Annotated in this window: 15 protein-coding genes; 4 read left to right on the top strand and 11 right to left on the bottom strand. The window is 71.9% G+C overall.

What is annotated here, in order from left to right; genetic code table 11:
* Nucleotides 1–163 precede the first annotated feature (163 nt).
* Nucleotides 164–1,030: a CBS domain-containing protein gene (locus ACFU3E_RS04855; RefSeq protein ID WP_384152085.1), complete on the top strand. Its 867-nt coding sequence runs from the start codon at nucleotides 164–166 to the stop codon at nucleotides 1,028–1,030.
* Nucleotides 1,031–1,036: 6 nt separating this feature from the next.
* On the opposite strand, the gene ACFU3E_RS04850 is transcribed toward ACFU3E_RS04855, so the two are convergent.
* The 5 genes from ACFU3E_RS04850 to ACFU3E_RS04830 all read right to left on the bottom strand — a co-directional run bounded on the left by ACFU3E_RS04850 (nucleotide 1,037) and on the right by ACFU3E_RS04830 (nucleotide 8,848).
* Entirely contained in the window at nucleotides 1,037–3,667 is a 2,631-nt protein-coding gene (locus ACFU3E_RS04850; RefSeq protein WP_384152082.1) for a cation-translocating P-type ATPase, read from the bottom strand.
* A complete protein-coding gene (locus ACFU3E_RS04845; RefSeq protein ID WP_384152079.1) occupies nucleotides 3,667–4,584 on the bottom strand; it encodes a potassium channel family protein in 918 nt (305 codons plus the stop codon). The genes ACFU3E_RS04850 and ACFU3E_RS04845 overlap by 1 nt, the downstream gene beginning before the upstream one ends.
* A 136-nt stretch (nucleotides 4,585–4,720) precedes the next feature.
* A complete protein-coding gene (locus tag ACFU3E_RS04840) occupies nucleotides 4,721–5,446 on the bottom strand; it encodes a hypothetical protein (RefSeq protein WP_384152076.1) in 726 nt (241 codons plus the stop codon).
* A gap of 65 nt (nucleotides 5,447–5,511) precedes the next feature.
* On the bottom strand, nucleotides 5,512–7,911 hold the full coding sequence (locus ACFU3E_RS04835) for a glycoside hydrolase family 65 protein (protein ID WP_384152073.1): 2,400 nt from the start codon (nucleotides 7,909–7,911) through the stop codon (nucleotides 5,512–5,514).
* Nucleotides 7,912–7,972: 61 nt separating this feature from the next.
* On the bottom strand, nucleotides 7,973–8,848 hold the full coding sequence (locus ACFU3E_RS04830; protein ID WP_384152070.1) for a universal stress protein: 876 nt from the start codon (nucleotides 8,846–8,848) through the stop codon (nucleotides 7,973–7,975).
* A gap of 320 nt (nucleotides 8,849–9,168) precedes the next feature.
* Here ACFU3E_RS04830 and ACFU3E_RS04825 point away from each other — a divergent pair, with 320 nt between their 5' ends.
* Entirely contained in the window at nucleotides 9,169–9,630 is a 462-nt protein-coding gene (locus ACFU3E_RS04825; protein ID WP_384152067.1) for a Crp/Fnr family transcriptional regulator, read from the top strand.
* A 23-nt stretch (nucleotides 9,631–9,653) separates the two neighbouring features.
* The gene (locus ACFU3E_RS04820; protein ID WP_384152063.1) at nucleotides 9,654–10,319 is read left to right on the top strand and encodes a CBS domain-containing protein; all 666 of its coding nucleotides are present in this window, start codon (nucleotides 9,654–9,656) and stop codon (nucleotides 10,317–10,319) included.
* A gap of 43 nt (nucleotides 10,320–10,362) precedes the next feature.
* Here ACFU3E_RS04820 and ACFU3E_RS04815 read toward each other — a convergent pair whose 3' ends face one another.
* Nucleotides 10,363–11,292: a pyridoxamine 5'-phosphate oxidase family protein gene (locus tag ACFU3E_RS04815; protein ID WP_384152060.1), complete on the bottom strand. Its 930-nt coding sequence runs from the start codon at nucleotides 11,290–11,292 to the stop codon at nucleotides 10,363–10,365.
* 178 nt (nucleotides 11,293–11,470) lie between these two features.
* On the opposite strand from ACFU3E_RS04815, the gene ACFU3E_RS04810 reads away from it, so the two are divergent.
* Complete coding sequence (locus ACFU3E_RS04810; protein ID WP_384152057.1) at nucleotides 11,471–11,638, top strand: BON domain-containing protein; 168 nt, start codon at nucleotides 11,471–11,473, stop codon at nucleotides 11,636–11,638.
* 47 nt (nucleotides 11,639–11,685) lie between these two features.
* Here the strand turns inward: ACFU3E_RS04810 and ACFU3E_RS04805 are convergent, their stop codons facing one another.
* From ACFU3E_RS04805 to ACFU3E_RS04785, 5 genes are all read right to left on the bottom strand, one after another.
* Nucleotides 11,686–12,144, bottom strand: a complete 459-nt coding sequence (locus ACFU3E_RS04805; RefSeq protein ID WP_384152054.1) for an Hsp20/alpha crystallin family protein — start codon at nucleotides 12,142–12,144, stop codon at nucleotides 11,686–11,688.
* Nucleotides 12,145–12,147: 3 nt separating this feature from the next.
* On the bottom strand, nucleotides 12,148–12,459 hold the full coding sequence (locus tag ACFU3E_RS04800; RefSeq protein WP_384152051.1) for a DUF1876 domain-containing protein: 312 nt from the start codon (nucleotides 12,457–12,459) through the stop codon (nucleotides 12,148–12,150).
* 11 nt (nucleotides 12,460–12,470) lie between these two features.
* Entirely contained in the window at nucleotides 12,471–13,865 is a 1,395-nt protein-coding gene (locus tag ACFU3E_RS04795; RefSeq protein ID WP_384152048.1) for a nicotinate phosphoribosyltransferase, read from the bottom strand.
* Nucleotides 13,866–13,916: 51 nt separating this feature from the next.
* Entirely contained in the window at nucleotides 13,917–14,453 is a 537-nt protein-coding gene (locus tag ACFU3E_RS04790) for a hypothetical protein (RefSeq protein WP_384152045.1), read from the bottom strand.
* Nucleotides 14,454–14,686: 233 nt separating this feature from the next.
* On the bottom strand, nucleotides 14,687–15,505 hold the full coding sequence (locus ACFU3E_RS04785) for a universal stress protein (protein ID WP_384152042.1): 819 nt from the start codon (nucleotides 15,503–15,505) through the stop codon (nucleotides 14,687–14,689).
* Between the last annotated feature and the right edge of the window lie 167 nt (nucleotides 15,506–15,672).

The raw sequence follows: 15,672 nt of genomic DNA, 5'->3' as shown, positions 1-15,672 counted from the left end.
GCTCCCCTCATGTCGGCTCTCGGTTCAAGTCTCCGCTCCGGGGCCGGAGGTGTCGCGTCGGCCTGTGCCGCGCACGCGGTCCCCGGCCGTACGGGGGCGTGCGTCCGGGATCGGTGGGACACTGGCCGGGTAGGTGACCGGCCGTGCTCTTCGGGAGGCTGCCGTGAGCGACTTCGAACACCGAGCCGCTGGACGGGAAGCCCGTCGCGCCGCCCCGCACAGCCCCTGGACACCGGAGGAAGAGCACCGCCAGGACCTGCTGCAGCGCTATCTCGGTGCCCTCGCCCACGCCGCGGCCGCGGAGGCGGCGACGAAGGCGGGCGAGCCCACAACCGGGTCGGCGGAGACGCCGCCCACCCGTGCCGAGCGCCGAACCGGGGGACGAGCACCGCAATCGCCGCACGTACGCGACGTCATGCGCGTGCCGGCCGTCTCGGTCCCCGGCGACCTGCCGTTCCTCGACGTCGCCCGCACGCTCTCGCGCGAGCGGCTGAGCGCCGTTCCGGTCGTGGACGCCGAGGACCACGTGGTCGGCGTGGTGTCCGAGTCCGACCTCCTCGCCAAGGCCGCCGTCATGGCCGTTCCGCACCGGGCCGGTCCCCTCGCCAGGCTCCGGGAACACCGCCTCTACGAGAAGAGCCGGGGTGAGACCGCGGCCACCCTCATGACCTACCCGGCGATCACGGTCCACCCGGGGGATCCGGTGGCCGACGCCGCCTGGACCGCCGCTCGCTCCCGCCTCAAGCGGCTGCCCGTCACGGACCACCACGGCCGGCTCGTGGGTGCGGTCAGCCGCAGCGACCTGCTCCGGTCGCTCATCCGCAACGACGCCGAGATCCGCGAGGAGATCGAGTCCCGCATCCTCCGGCGCGAGTTCCTCCCGGCGTCCGACGTCGTCGAGGTGACGGTGGACAACGGCGTCGTGACCCTGGCGGGCAGGCTGGACACGGCACTCGTCCCGCAGCTGGTCGGCGCGGTCCGGGACATCGAGGACGTCACCGACGTGGTCGACCGCCTCAACGCGCAATAGCGGCACTCAGGGAGCGGAGCGAGGAGGCCGGCCACCCGGACCGCCGGGTCCGGTCGAGGCGGCTCGCGGCACTCGCTCCGGCCACAGCCGCGTCTGCACCCGCATGACCACATGGCCGAGGCCGGACAACGCGCAGGCGATCGCGAATTCGGCGAACGACAGCGGTTCCGTACCCAGCAAGTCCCGCAGGACGGGCAGATAGACCCCGGCCGCCTGAAGGGCCAGGGCCGCGCCCACGGCGACCAGCAGGAAGGGGTTGGCCAGACTTCCCGGACGGGCCCGGGAACCCAGCGCCACGCCGAGCTGGGTCGCGCCGAGGACCAGGAAGATCATGGACTGCCAGGGGCGTCCCGTCTCCCGCGCCCACACCCCGGCCACCAGGGTCACCGCGGCGACGAAGGCCCCCATGAACAGGATCCGCGGCCACAGCCCGGCGCCCAGCACGCTCTCCTCGGGCGGCCGCGGTGGATGTCGCATCGCGTCCGGAGCGACGGGCTCCGCGCCGAGCGCGACACCGGGCACACCGTGCGTGAGCAGGTTGATCCACAGGATCTGCGCGGGCAGCAGCGGCAGCGGCATCCCCAGGAAGGGCCCGACGAGCATGACCACGATCTCCGCGGTTCCACCGGCGAGCCCGTAGAGCAGGAACCGGCGCACGTTCGCGTAGACCCGGCGCCCCTCCTCGACAGCCGACACGATGGAGGCCGGGTTGTCGTCGGCCAGCACGAGATCGGCCGCCTGGCGTGCCACCTCGGTGCCGCGCCGTCCCATGGCGACGCCGATGTCGGCCCGGCGCAGTGCCGGGCCGTCGTTGACGCCGTCTCCGGTCATCGCGACCACGTGCCCCGCACCGCGCCACGCCTGGACGATGTCCAGCTTCTGCTCGGGTGTGGTGCGGGCGTAGACGCGAATGCCGGTCAGTTCGCCCGCCGTGCCTTCACGGATCCGCTCGCCGGTGGTGACCTCCTCGTCCCGGGTGGCGATGCCGAGGCGCCCGGCCACGGCATGTGCGGTCAGCGGGTGGTCGCCGGTGATCAGCACGGGGACGATGCCGGCCGCCTTGCAGGCGGCGATGGTCGCCTCCGACGCGCTGCGCGGCGGGTCGAGGATGCCGACGAGACCCAGGAGCGACAGGCCCGACTCCCACGTCCCCGGCGGCTTTTCCCCCTCCTCGTGGTCGGCCGAGGCGACGGCGAGCACCCGGTACCCGCCTCGTGCCAGTTCCGCCGCCTGAGCCGCCGCCAGGGCGAGTACGTCCGGACCGTCGGCCAGTACCTGCGGCCGGAGCAGCGCCTCCGGTGCCCCTTTGCAGGCGACCCGCAGGCCGCCCTCGGGCCGGTGGTGCACGGTCGTCATGCGCTTGCGGCCGCTGTCGAACGGGATCTCCTCGACTCGCGGCAGTTCGCTGTCGAGCGCCGTCCGGTCCAGCCCGAGGCGGGCCCCGGCCGCGAGGAGGGCGGCCTCCGTGGGATCGCCCAGCGCTCGCCACTCCGTGGAACCGTCCGGCGGGGGCTCCAGCGCCGCGTCGTTGCACAGCATCGCGACACGGAGCAGCTCCGCCAGATCAGGCGCGTCGCCCACGGTGACCGTCTCGCCGTCGCGGACGACCCGGCCCCCGGGTTCGTAGCCCGTACCCTCGACCGCGGCCTCCCCGCGCGGCGTCCACAACCGCTCGGCCGCCATCCGGCCCTCGGTCAGGGTGCCGGTCTTGTCGGTGGCGATCACGGTCACGGAGCCGAGGGTCTCCACCGCGGGCAACCTGCGGACGATGGCGGACCGGTCGGCCATCCGCCGGGCGCCCAGCGCGAGAGCGAGCGTCACCACGGCGGGCAGGGACTCGGGTACGGCCGCGACGGCGAGGCTGATGGCCGCAACGATCATCAGCTCCACGGGTTGCCCGCGCACCAGCCCGAGAGCGAGGACGACGGCGCACAGCACCACGATGGCGGCGGCCAGGACCCGGCCGAACCTCGCCAGTCGGCGCTGCAACGGCGTCAGGCCGGGTGCGGCGCCCAACAGCGACGCGATCCGTCCGAGGGCGCTTTGCGCCCCGGTGGCGGTGACCACGACACGGCCGCGTCCCCGGACGATGACCGTGCCCGCCGACACCGAGCCCCGCGACACGTCGGGGTCCGGAGCCTTCTCCACCGGAACGGACTCACCCGTCAGCGAGGACTCGTCCGCCAGCAGCGACGCGCCTGCCAGGACGTCTCCGTCGGCGGGCACGATGTCGCCTTCGGCCACCAGCACCAGGTCCCCCGGCACCACATCGGCAGCCGGGATCGAGCGTTCCTCGCCGTCCCGCACCACCCTGGCCGCGGGGGCGCTCATCGCGGACAGGGCCATGACCGCCTGCTCCGCCCGCACCTCCTGCACCACCCCGACCACGGTGTTCACCGTGATCACGAGCAGGATCACGGCGGCATCGGAGAGATCACCGGTGGCGATCGTCAGGGCGGCGGCCACCAGGAGCACCAGGATCAGCGGGTCGCGCACCTGCTGCAGAACGCGCCGCCACACCGGCGCGCGAGGCTCCGACGGGATCTCGTTGGGCCCGTGGCGCGTCAGCCGGCGCGCGGCCTCGGCCGACGACAGCCCCGCGGCGGAACGTGTCGTGTCCCGGGCTTCGCCCGCCATCAACCACTCCCGTCGCGCAGGGAACCACCGTTCCGGCCGTCCGAGGGTGTGAGACTGCGCCCGTGGTCGGCGGCGTACGCGGCGAAGACGTCCGTCGGCGTGCCACCGGTGTGCAGAAAGCGCTGGTCCAGGACGGTGGCGAGGTCGTCGAGGGCGCCGGCCAGCACGTCGCCGGTGAGACGCACGTCCGGCCGCCTGGCGGCCTGCCCGCGCCGGGCGAGGTCGGAGGCGTAGCCGACCATGGCCGCCAGTGAGGCGTGGTCCTCACCGTCATGGAAGTAGTACGCCTCCGCGTACTGGGTGAAGTCGATGCGGACCCGCACGACCTCGGTGGCGACGCTGTCCAGCAGCAGAGCCCCCACAGCGCAGTCGAGTTGCTCCGTCGCCGGGTCCGAGCCGCGCAGGAGAGCCAGACGGACCGCAAGGACTCTTCTGCGGGTCAGGGCCGGATAGATCTCGAGGACCCAGGAGACGGTGGCGGTCAGGAGGGCGAACCCGACGAGCGCTTCCAACGGCGCCGCGATGCGGAGCCAGCCCTCGGCCGGCACGACGTCCCCGAGTCCGAGAGTGGCCACGGTGACGAGCGACAGGTAGAGAGCGTCGAGCAGGTCCACCTGCGACGACGGCCGCGAGCCACCGGTGAAGGTGAACGCCTCGGGCATGTGGGGCCAGTAGACGATGGCCCAGCCCAGGATGATCGTGGTGGCCCACATACCGACCACCGTCACCATGGCGAGCGGACCGACGAGCCCGGCCACGCGCCTGCGCGCCCGCACATGATGGGAGAGTCTCCACAGCGCGGTCATGACGAGTCGGCTCAGGCCGCCGTGGCGTGTGGGGTGCCAGAGGGTATGGAACAGGTCTCGCAGAGCGGCCATGACCAGCCCGGCTCCCGCCAGTGAGACCCACCACTCCATACCCGTCTCCCACGGCCTGTCGCGCGGAGCGGCCCGCCACAGCGCCGGCGGCGAAGGCCGCCGCCCTGCCGCCCGTGCCGGCCCTGCTCGCCGAACCCGTATCTCTCGCGACGAGACCACTCCGGTGTCCGCCGGCTCACCCGGCCTGCAACGCGCGAACTCGCGCACGGAACACGCGCCAGCGCCTCTCGTTCTCGTGCACCAGCGTCGCCGACTCCGCCATCAGGTCGGCAGCCCGGTCGAGCAGCTCGGAAGCCGAGTAGAGGTAGGCGGGGGCCTTCCGCCCGCTTCGCAGGTCGGCCCGAAGCGCCGCCGGAGAGAAGTCGACCTGGGTCAGCAGGTCGAGTGCGCGGCGCAGCAGCCTCGCCACCAGAGCCTGCAGGCCGGCCGACTGCCAGTCATTGGCGATGATCCGGTGCCGCTCCCCCAGCAGGTCCGCGAGCGCCGGGTGAGCGGCCAGACCCCCCGCGATCTCCCACGCCTGCTCCATCGCCCGGGCCAGCCAGGCACCGCCCTGCGCGGTCTCCTCGGCGACCAGCCCGACTTCACGCTTCAGCCTTCGGAGCTCGGCGGGCTCGTTCTCCCCCTCCATGAAGAGGATCCCCGACTCCGCCACGAGCCCCGGAGCGTTCAGATCCTCCGCCCCGGCGAACGGGATCGCCGTCGTCTGCTCACCGGCCTCGACCACGCTCCACCGGTCGGCCAGGGCCTTCAGCGCCCGGGATCGCGCCTGGAGTTCGCCGGCCTGCCGCAACGGGGCCTGTGAGTAGTACTCCTCATGCTCTCGATGGAACCGGGCGAGGTTGTCGATCACCTGCAGCAGTGACTCGGGAGGGGGCGGCTGCGACTGCTCCTCGGGCATGCCGAAAGTGTGCACCACCTCTCACGCCGCGGCATCAGGACGCACCCATCAGCGTGCCGGACGGATCAGTCCTGCGGAAGCTGAAGCGTGCAGACCTCTCCCGGCGCGACGGTCACGGCCCGGTCGGGCAGCACCACACGGATCGGTGATTCCGCCGAGTCGGGCACCCCGAGCCGGAGCTGTCCGCGCTGCAGCCGTACGCCGACGCCCCAATGGCCGCGGTAGCGCAGCGAGAACCCGTACTCGGACAGCGCCGGAAGGGGCACCGGGTCCAGCCGGAGGGCGTCCTCGCGGGGCTCCAGCCCGGTCAGGCCCCGCTGCACCAGGTCCAGGGTGCCGGCCATGGCACCGAGGTGGATGCCTTCACCGGTCGTGCCGCCCTGGAGGTCGGCGACATCCTGTTCCAGGGCTTCCCGGCAGTACCTCCAGGCTTCGGCCTGTCTGGCCCGCGCGAGGACCCAGGCGTGGACGAGGCCGCTGAGAGTGGATCCGTGGCTCGTGCGCCTGAGGTAGTAGTCGACGGTCCTGCGCCAGATCGCGTCGTCCACGGCGTAGCCCAGGCGGCCGAACAGGTCCCGCAGCTCTCCGGCCGAGAAGAGGTAACCGAGCATCAGCACGTCAGCTTGCTTGGAGGCTTGGTACCGGTTGACGGTGTCGCCCTCGGCCTCGAGGATCCGGTCCAGCCGCCGGATGCTCCGGTAGCGCGCCCGGTACGCCTCCCAGTCCAGCTCGGCGAGATCGCCGTACCCGTCGAACTGGCTGATGACGCCCTGGTGGAACGGAACCCGCAACCGCCGGGAGATCTCGTCCCATTCCGGGAGTTCGCCGCCGTCCAGCCCGATGCGCTCGAACAGTTCCTCCCGGCGCCATGCGGGCAGGCGCTGTACGAGGTCGAGGGCGCGGCTGAGGACCCAGGCGGCGGTGACGTTGGTGTACGCGTTGTCGTCCAGTCCCGGCCGGACGGCGTCGGGGTAGCTGTCGTGGTACTCGTCGGGGCCGACCACGCCGCGGATACGGTAGCGGCCGTGCTCGGGTGCGAACTCCGCGCTGTCCGCCCAGAAGCGGGCGATCTGCAACAGCATCTCCGCGCCCTTGGTGTGCAGGTACTCGGTGTCGCCGGTGGCTTCGCAGTACTGCCACACGTTGTAGGCGACGGCGGAGCCGACGTGGTGCTGGAGCCGGGAGTTGTCGGGCAGCCAGCGGCCGGAACGGGGGTTGAGGTGCAGCTGCTGGGTTTCCTCACGGCCGTCGCTGCCGCTCTGCCACGGGTACATGGCCCCGCTCCGGCCTGCCGCGTGAGCGGCTCGGCAGGCCTGGGGCAGGCGCCGGTGACGGTAGTTCAGCAAGGCCCGCGAGACCTCCGGGAGGTGCAGGTTCAGATACGGCAGGACGAACAGCTCGTCCCAGAAGACGTGACCCCGGTACGCCTCGCCGTGCAGTCCGCGGGCCGGCACGCCCACGTCCAGTTCCGCGGTGTGCGGCGACAGTGTCTGCAACACGTGGAACAGGTGCAGGCGCAGGACACGGCCCGCGTCTCCGGGTACCCGGAGGTCCGCGAGGCGCCACAACCGCGCCCACGCCGCGACGTGGGAGGCAAGAATCGACGGGAAGTCTCCGGCTGTGGCCACGCGGTCGAGCGCCGCGGCGAGCGGGTCACCGATCGCCGGGTCGCGTGAGGTGAACAGGGCCGCGGTCTTCTCGACCACGGCGGGCCGTCCCGGAGCGATCGGGATCACCAGTCGGTGGACGGCTCGGCGACGGGACGGGCGAAGCTGGGACGACGTGGGCGACTGCCCGACGACGACCGTGCGCGCCGCCATGCTGATACCGATGTCGGAGCTGCTGGTCCGGCACCGCAGCCACGTCGTGTCGGTGCCCGCCTCTCCCGTCCGTACCCGGGTCAGGTGATCTCCGTTGAGCGACCGGTAGCGGTGGACGTTGCTGTTGGTCACATCGCCGTCGAGGACGGATTCGACCTCGACCTCGCCGGACCACTCCTCGGCCGTGAGCACGGTCCGCAGCGCGCACAGGTGGGGGTCCGCCATGTCCACCAGGCGGCTCTGCTCCACGCCCAGCATGCCCGCCTCGTCGTCCCGGTACCGGAAGGTACGCGTCAGTGTGGCTCGGCGCAGATCCAGGGTGTGCCGGTAGTCGGACAGCCGGTGAGTGTCGGGCGAGAACCAGGGGCCCGCCGATCCGTCGGCGGAGCGGAGACGGAACCGCAGGAGCAGCCAGTTGGGAAGATTCACGAGGTCCTCGTTGACGACCCGGCGTCCCGCGACGGTCGACTCCAGGCGGTTGTAGACCCCGGCGGCGTAGGTGGCCGGGTAGTGCACCAGGCCCGCCCTGCTCTCCGGCACGGCGCCGCGGGTGGCGAAGTAGCCGTTGCCGAGCGTGCACAACGACTCTCGCAACCGCTCGGCGTCAGGGTCGTATCCCTCGTACTCCCAGATCCACTCCGGCATCCGTCGCCCTCACCTTCTCCCCTCGGGCATTGTGCGGGAGCGTGAGCCCGTGCGGCGGTGCTCAGGCTCGCTGCGGCACGACGGCCACCGGGCAGTCGGCGTGATGCAGCAGAGCATGGGCGGTCCTGCCGAGTTGCAGGCCGAAGTGCCCGTGCCGCCGCAGCGCGCCCACGACCATCAGGTCGGCATCGGCCGAGGCGTCCAGGAGGACCTTGTGGGCGGGGCCTTCGGCGGCTTGGCGCTCCACTTCGACCTGCGGGTCGTCCCCCGCGGCGTCGCGCAACGCCTCGGTGAGGAGGGCGGAGGCCCGTTCTTCCTGTGAACCGGCGGCGTCGTCCACGATCAAGGGACTGTCCGTGTGCTCATGCGCGGGGCGGCGCCAGGCCCGTACGGCGTGCAGGGCGCAGCCGCGTGCCCCGGCCTCGCGGTAGGCGAACCGTACGGCGGCCGAGCCGTCGGTGGCGTCACCGACGCCGACCACCACGCGGCCGTAGGAACCCTGCTGGTTCCGCTTCCCACCGCGGACCACGACGACCGGGCACACGGCACGGGCGGCCACGGTGAGGCTGACCGATCCCAGCAGCAACCCGGCGATCTCGCCGCGCCCGCGGGAACCCGTGACCAGGGCGAAGGATGCGTGAGCCGCGTGCAGCAGCGCGGACGCGGCGTCGTCGGGCAGTACCTCGCTCGACACCTTCACCTCGGGGTTGCGCAGCCGGGCACGTTCCGCGCAGGACGCCGTGATGTGCTCGGCCATGACCTTGTCGGACGCGCGGTCGGTGCTGAAGGACGGGCGGGCTCCCTCGTAGCGCTCCCACAGCGAGGCGAAGACGAGCCGCAGGGACAGCCCGTGGCGCGCCGCCTCGTCCACCGCCCAGTCCACCGCCTCCAGGCTGGAATCCGATCCGTCGACACCCACGACCAGCGGGAGCCCCATGGTTTCCACCGCCTTCCGTGGCCACTGCCGGTACCCCCTGTGAATACCGTCGCACCGCCCCGGGCCGGTCGCGACACGTGGGCCCACTCCCAGCGGGACGTCTCGGCCCGGGTTGCACCCCGCTGAATTGCGACGATCGTGGAGTCATGCGGCCCGGAACACAGCGCGGGGGGCCACCCGGCACCGCCGTCGGCCTGTCGGTCTCGGCCGACACGGCCCGAGGCTTCCGCCTACGAGAGCAGGCACGGCTCCGCGCCCAGGGACGTCCGTGACCGGATTCGAGCCCGCCTCCGCTTCGAGGTCATGGAGAAGGGAAGTCCATGGTGGTTGCGAGGACCGGCGTCTTCGGCGCCATGACCAAGGAACATCGCGAGCAGCTCATGGCCCTCGCTCGCGAGGTGTCGTTCGCGATGGGCGAGCGCATCTTCGAGGAGGGCGGCAGGGCCGACCGCTTCTGGATCATCCACACGGGCACGGTCAACCTCGACCTTCATGTGCCCGGCCGGCGTGCGGCGGTCATCGAGACCCTGGGCGCCGGACGGCTGCTCGGCTGGTCCTGGCTGCTGCCTCCCCACCACTGGCATCTGGGCGCCGAGGCCGGCAGCCCGGTGCGCGCCTACGAGTTCGACGCGGTCGCGGTCCGTGAGATGTGCGCCGCCGACCCGGAGCTGGATCACGAACTCACCACCTACGTCCTCGGCGTGCTGGCACGCCGGCTCAGGTCCGCGCGGGTGCGGCTGCTCGACCTGTACGCGCCCTACGGCGCGGGCGAGGTGCCCTGACGAGGCGAGACGAGGAGGCCCGAGTGCCTGAGACCCCCCACATCGTGAGCGATGTGATGACGCAGACGGTCGTGGCCGTCGGACGCGACGCGCCCTTCAAGGAGATCGTCCGGACCATGGAACAGTGGAAGGTCAGCGCCATGCCGGTGCTGGAGGGAGAAGGGCGTGTCATCGGTGTCGTCTCCGAGGCCGACCTGCTGGCCAAGGAGGAGTTCCACGACAGAGACCCCGGCCTCGTCGAGCAGCGCCGGCGGCTGTCCGACATCGCCAAGGCAGGGGCCGTGACGGCCGAGGAGCTCATGAGCACACCCGCGATCACGGTCCACCCTGGTGCCACGCTGGCCGAGGCGGCCAGGATCATGGCCGTCAGGCACGTCAAACGGCTGCCCGTGGTCGACGATGTGGACATGCTCCAGGGCATCGTCAGCCGTGCCGATCTGCTGAAGGTCTTCCTGCGGCCGGACGAGGACATCGAGGAGGAGGTACGGCGCACCGTGGTGTCCTACCTGTTCCCGGCCTTCAGCCACGGCATCCACGTGAAAGTGCACGAGGGAGTCGTCACCCTCCGCGGACACATCCGCGACACCTCGCTGGTCTCGGTCGCCGTACGGCTCATTCGCGCCGTGGAGGGCGTCGTGGACGTCGAGCCCCATCTCACGGGCGAGTCGGACTCGGAGGGTCCCCAGTAGGTACGTCCGCGGTGGCAGGGGCGGCGACGGCCGGCGCCGCCCCTCAGTGCCCGGCCGGCGTGATGCGGCGCCCGGTGATGCGCGTGGGCCGGATCGACACCCACATCGGGCGTTCACCCCCCGGCCACGGCCCGGTGTGGGCGCGGCCGGCCAGCCTTTCCTCCTCCGCAGGGTCGGTGACCTCACGCGCGGGCCCGACGACCAGCACACTCCAGCCCTGACTCATGGCCGTGTCGACTTGGTCGACCTCGAAGGCGACGTCCGATCCCACGGCCGCGGCCGGGACCGTGGCCGGCGAGGTCCGGAACGCGATCGCGTCGTCGATGACCTCGTAGTTGACCGGCACCACCGCCGGCCCTTCCGGTGTCGACACCGAGACGCGCCCCACGCCGTGCGTGGAGAGAAGGGCGCGGCATTCGTCGCGGCCCAGTTCCACCAGCCGGGGGTGCAGGAGTGCCTGGCCCCGGCCGGGCGGCAGGTCGATACCGCCGCCGCGCAGCGCGCCGATGGTGGTGCCCAACGCGTCGGCCAGGCGGACGAGACTGGCCACGGTCGGGTCGGCCGGCTGTTCCTCGAGATAGGCCAGGTATTCCGGCGCCATTCCGGCGCGCCGGGCCGTCTCCTCGCGGGTCAGTCCCTGACGTGCGCGTTCGGTGGCGACGCGACGTCCGATGTCACCGGGGTTGAGCACCCTGCCCGGCGCGGTTCCGCGGGGCTCGGTGCTTGTCCGCCGGCCTGCCTGGTCCGAACGTGTCCGGGAGGGCTCGTGTGTGGTGCCGGGGCCGTGCTCGATGTGATGGATGTGCGCGTCGGGGCCGGGAAAGACGAGGGTCACCTCGTCCGTGTCCGACCAGCGCACGTCATAGGGTGGGGTGCCATCCTCGTGGTGGAGTCCGACAATCTCGCCGTCCCGTCTGGTGATGCCGGTGGCAGGGCTTTCGACCACGAGTTGATCGCCTAGTTGAGCTCGCATGATGCCGCCGTTTCCTCGGAATGCTCCTGCAACCCAACGTCCCACGGGCGGCGTGCCCCCGCACGGGCGGAAGGGGGAGGCGACACGCACCACCGCACGGTGGAGGAGCTCATGCCCCGGAACGTCGTGCGGGCACGGCACGCTGCGCACGTCCTCCGCTCGGACAGACCCGTGGGACGTGACGGTCGACGTTCACGAGGGGCACGTGAGCCTCGGTCGATCCGTCGAGGCCGAGAACGTGATCCCGGCGATCGAGCGGCTGTGCCGGAGTGTCGACGGCGTGGTCTCCGTCGCGGGGCACATCACGTACTGGGCAGAGGGCTCCGGGGTTTCCACCGGGGAGTGAGGGCAGGCAACCACCGCACCCGCGGTCGCGGCCCGCCCTGCCTCTGTTCAGCCGGAGATTTCGATGCGTTGCGCTTTGCCCTTCTCGGCTTTCGGGACGCGCACGGTGAGAACCCCGTTGGTCAGCTCGGCGCTGATGTGTGCGGTGTCGGTGTTCGGCGGCAGGCTCGTACGGTAGTCGAACTCCCCGACGTGCCGGGAGCGGCGCCGCACCACACCGGCGCGTTCCTTCTCCTTGATCTCGCCGTGGACGTCGATCTCGGAGTCGGTGACTTCCACGGTGATGTCGTCCTTGTCCACGCCGGGGAGATCCAGCTCCACCAGGTACGCGTCCTCGGTGTCCTCGATGTCGGCCAGCGGCGCCCATACCCCGGCGCTGCCGAGCGCGGCGCCGGCGGGAAACGCGGACTGCATGAGCCGGTCCATGCGCGTGTGCAGGTCCTCCAGTTCGCGGAAGGGGTCCCATACCGGAAGCGAACCCCTGCCGCGACGGGCAGGCTGTGTCATCGGTCATCCTCCTTGCATCTGATCCGGCGACGGCCAGCCGGTCTCCGGACGTGCTCGCCGCCCGGCCGCGGCCGGGCTCATGCCCTCGATGTCCCGTTCGGCGATGTCCAGCAGCTGCCGGCCGAGGTCGTGCAGGGCCCTGGCCGCCGCCAGTTCGTCACCGATCTCCGGCACATCCATGTCCGCGGGATTCCGGTGCGCGTCCCCGTGCCCGGACAACTCCGTGGTCCCGGTGTCCAGCACCGCACGTGCCTTGGTCGTTCCCTCCTCCTCGAAGAGGTAGAGGCGGGCCTTCCATTCCACGGTATGCGGCATCACTGTCCTCCTCATCTCCGTGCGGAGCGCCGGGATCCCGTCGTCCGCTCGTGGTGGCGCGGGTCCGCGTCCACGGAGCCGGCCGCGACCGCGTCCTCGATACGACGCCGGACCCGGTCGGCGAGGGTGGTCAGCTGATCCGAGGTCCCTGCCCGTGGCGCGACGGGGGCCTTGATGCGGCGGGCGGCGGGCGGGAGCCCGGCCAGGTCGGCGGTGAACCTTTCGCTGCTCTCGTCCAGGAGGGGGCGCGCGCCGGTGCGCCTCCCGTCCCGCATCACCGTCTCCAGCAGCGGTACGCCCTCCCCCGGCGGCCGCTCGTCACGCAGTCCGATCACGTCGGCGTATCCGGGGCGGCGGAACACCTGCTTCTGCCCGGGCGCGGTCGCCTTGGCCGACGAGAGCTTCATCACCGGCCGGCCGTCGTACTCGACCAGCTTGTACGCGGAGTCCAGGAACGGGGCGTCGGCCGAGACCCCGACGCGGGTGCCGACGGCGTAGACGTCGATCGGTGCTCCGGAGCGGACGAGTTCGTCCACGCCGTACTCGTCGAGACCGCCGCTGGCGATGATCCGTACGTCCGGCAGTCCGGCCGCGTCGAGGAGGGCGCGTGCCCGCACGGCCAGGGCTCCCAGATCGCCACTGTCCAGCCGTACGGCCGAGCCGGGCCCGCGGTCCAGGTCCCGCAGCACGCGGGCCGCGACCCGGACCCCCTCCTCGGTGTCGTAGGTGTCCACCAGGAACGTCACCGGACCGGGATGGGAGCGGGCGAAGGCCCGGAAGGCCGCCTCCTCGGTGCCGAACGCCTCGACGTACGAGTGGGCCATGGTGCCGACGGCCGTCAGCCCTTCGGCGGTGGCCGCCGCCACATTGCTCGTTCCTGCGAAGCCGACCATGGCGCTCAGCCGGGCGGCCTGGTAGCCGGCTTCAGGGCCGTGGGTACGGCGGAGTGAGAAGTCCACGACCGGGTGTCCCGCCGCGGCCAGGACACATCGCGCGGCCTTCGAGGCGATCGTCGTCTGGTGGTTGACCTGGTTGAGGACGTACGTCTCGACCAGCTGGGCCTGCGGAAGCGGAGCGGTCACCTCCAGCAGCGGTTCGCCTGCCAGGACGATCCGCCCCTCCGGCACGGCGCGCACCAGGCCGGTGAACTCCGTCCCGAGCAACGGCTCCAGATCACGCGCCGGACGACGCAGGACCGAGGCGAAGGCGTCGACGTCCTCCGGGCCGACGCGGAAGCCGGACAGGAAGTCCAGTGACGACTCCAGCCCGGCGGCCACCAGGAAGCCGCGGTCGGGCGGCACATCGCGGGCGAACAGGCTGAACGTCGCCGGGCGGGTCATCCCCTCCCGCAGGTACGACATCGCCATGGTGACCTCGTACAGGTCGGTGGTCGTCGCATCGGACATGAGCGTCACTTCCTGGTCGGCGTCCCGGCGACGGGGCCTGTCCGCTGCCCGTCACCTGTGGAACCGCGCGGACCACAGAGGCTCCACCCGGTCCCATTCGGCGTCCCACTGCGCGTACCTTCTGCGGTCCAGCGCCAGGCGCACTCCCCGGCGAGCCGCGAGGAAGCCGACGTAGACGCCGGCCGCCGTCATCCCGCCCATCAGCCAGCCGGTGACCTGCGCGTTGCTCGCGGACATCGGTGGGGTCGTGACGTTTCCTTCGCGGTCGACCCAGACCCGTACGGTCGAGCCCGCGGTCTCGTCCAGTGCCACCTGGGCGGTTCCCGTCCGCTGCCGGCCGTCTTCATCGGTCCACTTGAGCTGGACCCTCTGCCTCTCGTTCGCGGCGCTGCCCGGTGCTGACTCCGGGGCCGAGGTCACCTGTGCGGTGGTCTGGGACCGCTCTGCGGCCTGGGCCCGGACGGTGCGCATCGTCGACTCGTGGACGGCCGTCCCCGCGCTCACCGAAGCAGCGGGCAGTCCGAGGACGAGCACGGCCAGCAGGACACGGGAGCTCCAGGTCTCGACCCGATCGGACCTGCGCGTCAAGAGGTTCGTGCCGTCGGGCGGGTGACTGTCCCGGCGCGGCCGGTGGGGACCTGATCCCTGTGGCGGATCCTGTGTGCTCATGGTCTGGCCTCCAGCTGTTGCTGGTGCTTCCCCGCCCCGTCCTTCTCCCTCACCACCTTGCAACGTGGGCGGAGCCCGATCACGGGGCCGAAGGTCCCTGTCCACCCGGCCACTCGACCCACCGTGTTCGTCGCCCCGTCGCCCGTGTCCGGTCAGATCTGGGGCACGACCACGATCGGACACGGCGCGTGGTGCAGCACCGCGTGATTGACCAGGCCCAGCTGCAGTCCCACGTGCCCGTGGCGCCTGCGGGCCCCGACGACGAGCAGGTCGGCATCGGACGCGGCCGCCAAGAGGGCCTGCCGTGCCGAGCCCTCGACCACCTCCCTGCTCACCGGCACGTCCCGGTACCGCTCCGCAGGGCCGCGCAGCGCGTCATCGAGCACCTGCGCCGGTGGGCGTTGCATGGCCTGGAGCGCGTATCCGGACAGGCCCGGGGGCCCCGGGTTTCCGACCGGGACGCTCCAGGCGTGCACCGCGACCAGACCGCAGCCCCGCGCGTGGGCCTCGCGGAACGCGAACTGCGCGGCCGTACCGCTGCCCTCCCCCTCCTCGACGCCGACGACGACGCTTCCGAACCGGCCGGCGCGGTGTGCCGCCCCGCCGCGCACGACGACGACCGGGCAGTCGGCACGGGCGGCCACGGACAGGCTGACCGAGCCCAGGAGCAGCCCGGCGAGATCTCCCAGACCTCTCGAACCGAGTACCAGTGCGAAGGCGTTGCGCCCCTCGTCGACCAGGGCGGACGTCGCGTCCCCGTGCAGTACCGCACTGGACAGCTTCACCGCTGAGGAGCTCCTGCTCGCTCGCTCCGAGGCGACGGCGACCAGGTCGCGTGCCTCGTCTTCCGCCGCGGCCGCGTGCACGAGATGGAGCGGTACGTCGTGCCGGACCGCCTCGTCCACGGCCCAGTCCACCGCCTCCAGGCTCGGCTCGGACCCGTCGATGCCGACCACCAGGGGAACCGTCACCGCTCCCACCTCCTTCTCCGGACTTCGCGCCCGTACGAGCGCCGTCTTGCCGGGACCACATGCGCCGCGAGGAGATCTGGGGTAGTCCTCGATGGAGAAGCGCCGTGTTCTGTGGGGCGGCAGTCCTGACTGTGACCACGCTCACCGTCCTTCCAGCTTCGTACGAG

It is taken from the genome of Streptomyces sp. NPDC057424 (assembly GCF_042803315.1).
GTDB lineage: Bacteria > Actinomycetota > Actinomycetes > Streptomycetales > Streptomycetaceae > Streptomyces.
The sequence above is the reverse complement of the archived record's forward strand: the minus strand, read 5'-3'. Positions and strand labels throughout refer to the sequence as shown.

Coding starts and splice junctions, on each gene's coding strand:
- ACFU3E_RS04850 (WP_384152082.1), bottom strand. CDS start 3,667: ATGGCGGGCGAAGCCCGGGACACGACACGTTCCGCCGCGGGGCTGTCG.
- ACFU3E_RS04845 (WP_384152079.1), bottom strand. CDS start 4,584: ATGGAGTGGTGGGTCTCACTGGCGGGAGCCGGGCTGGTCATGGCCGCT.
- ACFU3E_RS04840 (WP_384152076.1), bottom strand. CDS start 5,446: ATGCCCGAGGAGCAGTCGCAGCCGCCCCCTCCCGAGTCACTGCTGCAG.
- ACFU3E_RS04835 (WP_384152073.1), bottom strand. CDS start 7,911: ATGCCGGAGTGGATCTGGGAGTACGAGGGATACGACCCTGACGCCGAG.
- ACFU3E_RS04830 (WP_384152070.1), bottom strand. CDS start 8,848: ATGGGGCTCCCGCTGGTCGTGGGTGTCGACGGATCGGATTCCAGCCTG.
- ACFU3E_RS04825 (WP_384152067.1), top strand. CDS start 9,169: ATGGTGGTTGCGAGGACCGGCGTCTTCGGCGCCATGACCAAGGAACAT.
- ACFU3E_RS04815 (WP_384152060.1), bottom strand. CDS start 11,292: ATGCGAGCTCAACTAGGCGATCAACTCGTGGTCGAAAGCCCTGCCACC.
- ACFU3E_RS04805 (WP_384152054.1), bottom strand. CDS start 12,144: ATGACACAGCCTGCCCGTCGCGGCAGGGGTTCGCTTCCGGTATGGGAC.
- ACFU3E_RS04800 (WP_384152051.1), bottom strand. CDS start 12,459: ATGCCGCATACCGTGGAATGGAAGGCCCGCCTCTACCTCTTCGAGGAG.
- ACFU3E_RS04795 (WP_384152048.1), bottom strand. CDS start 13,865: ATGTCCGATGCGACGACCACCGACCTGTACGAGGTCACCATGGCGATG.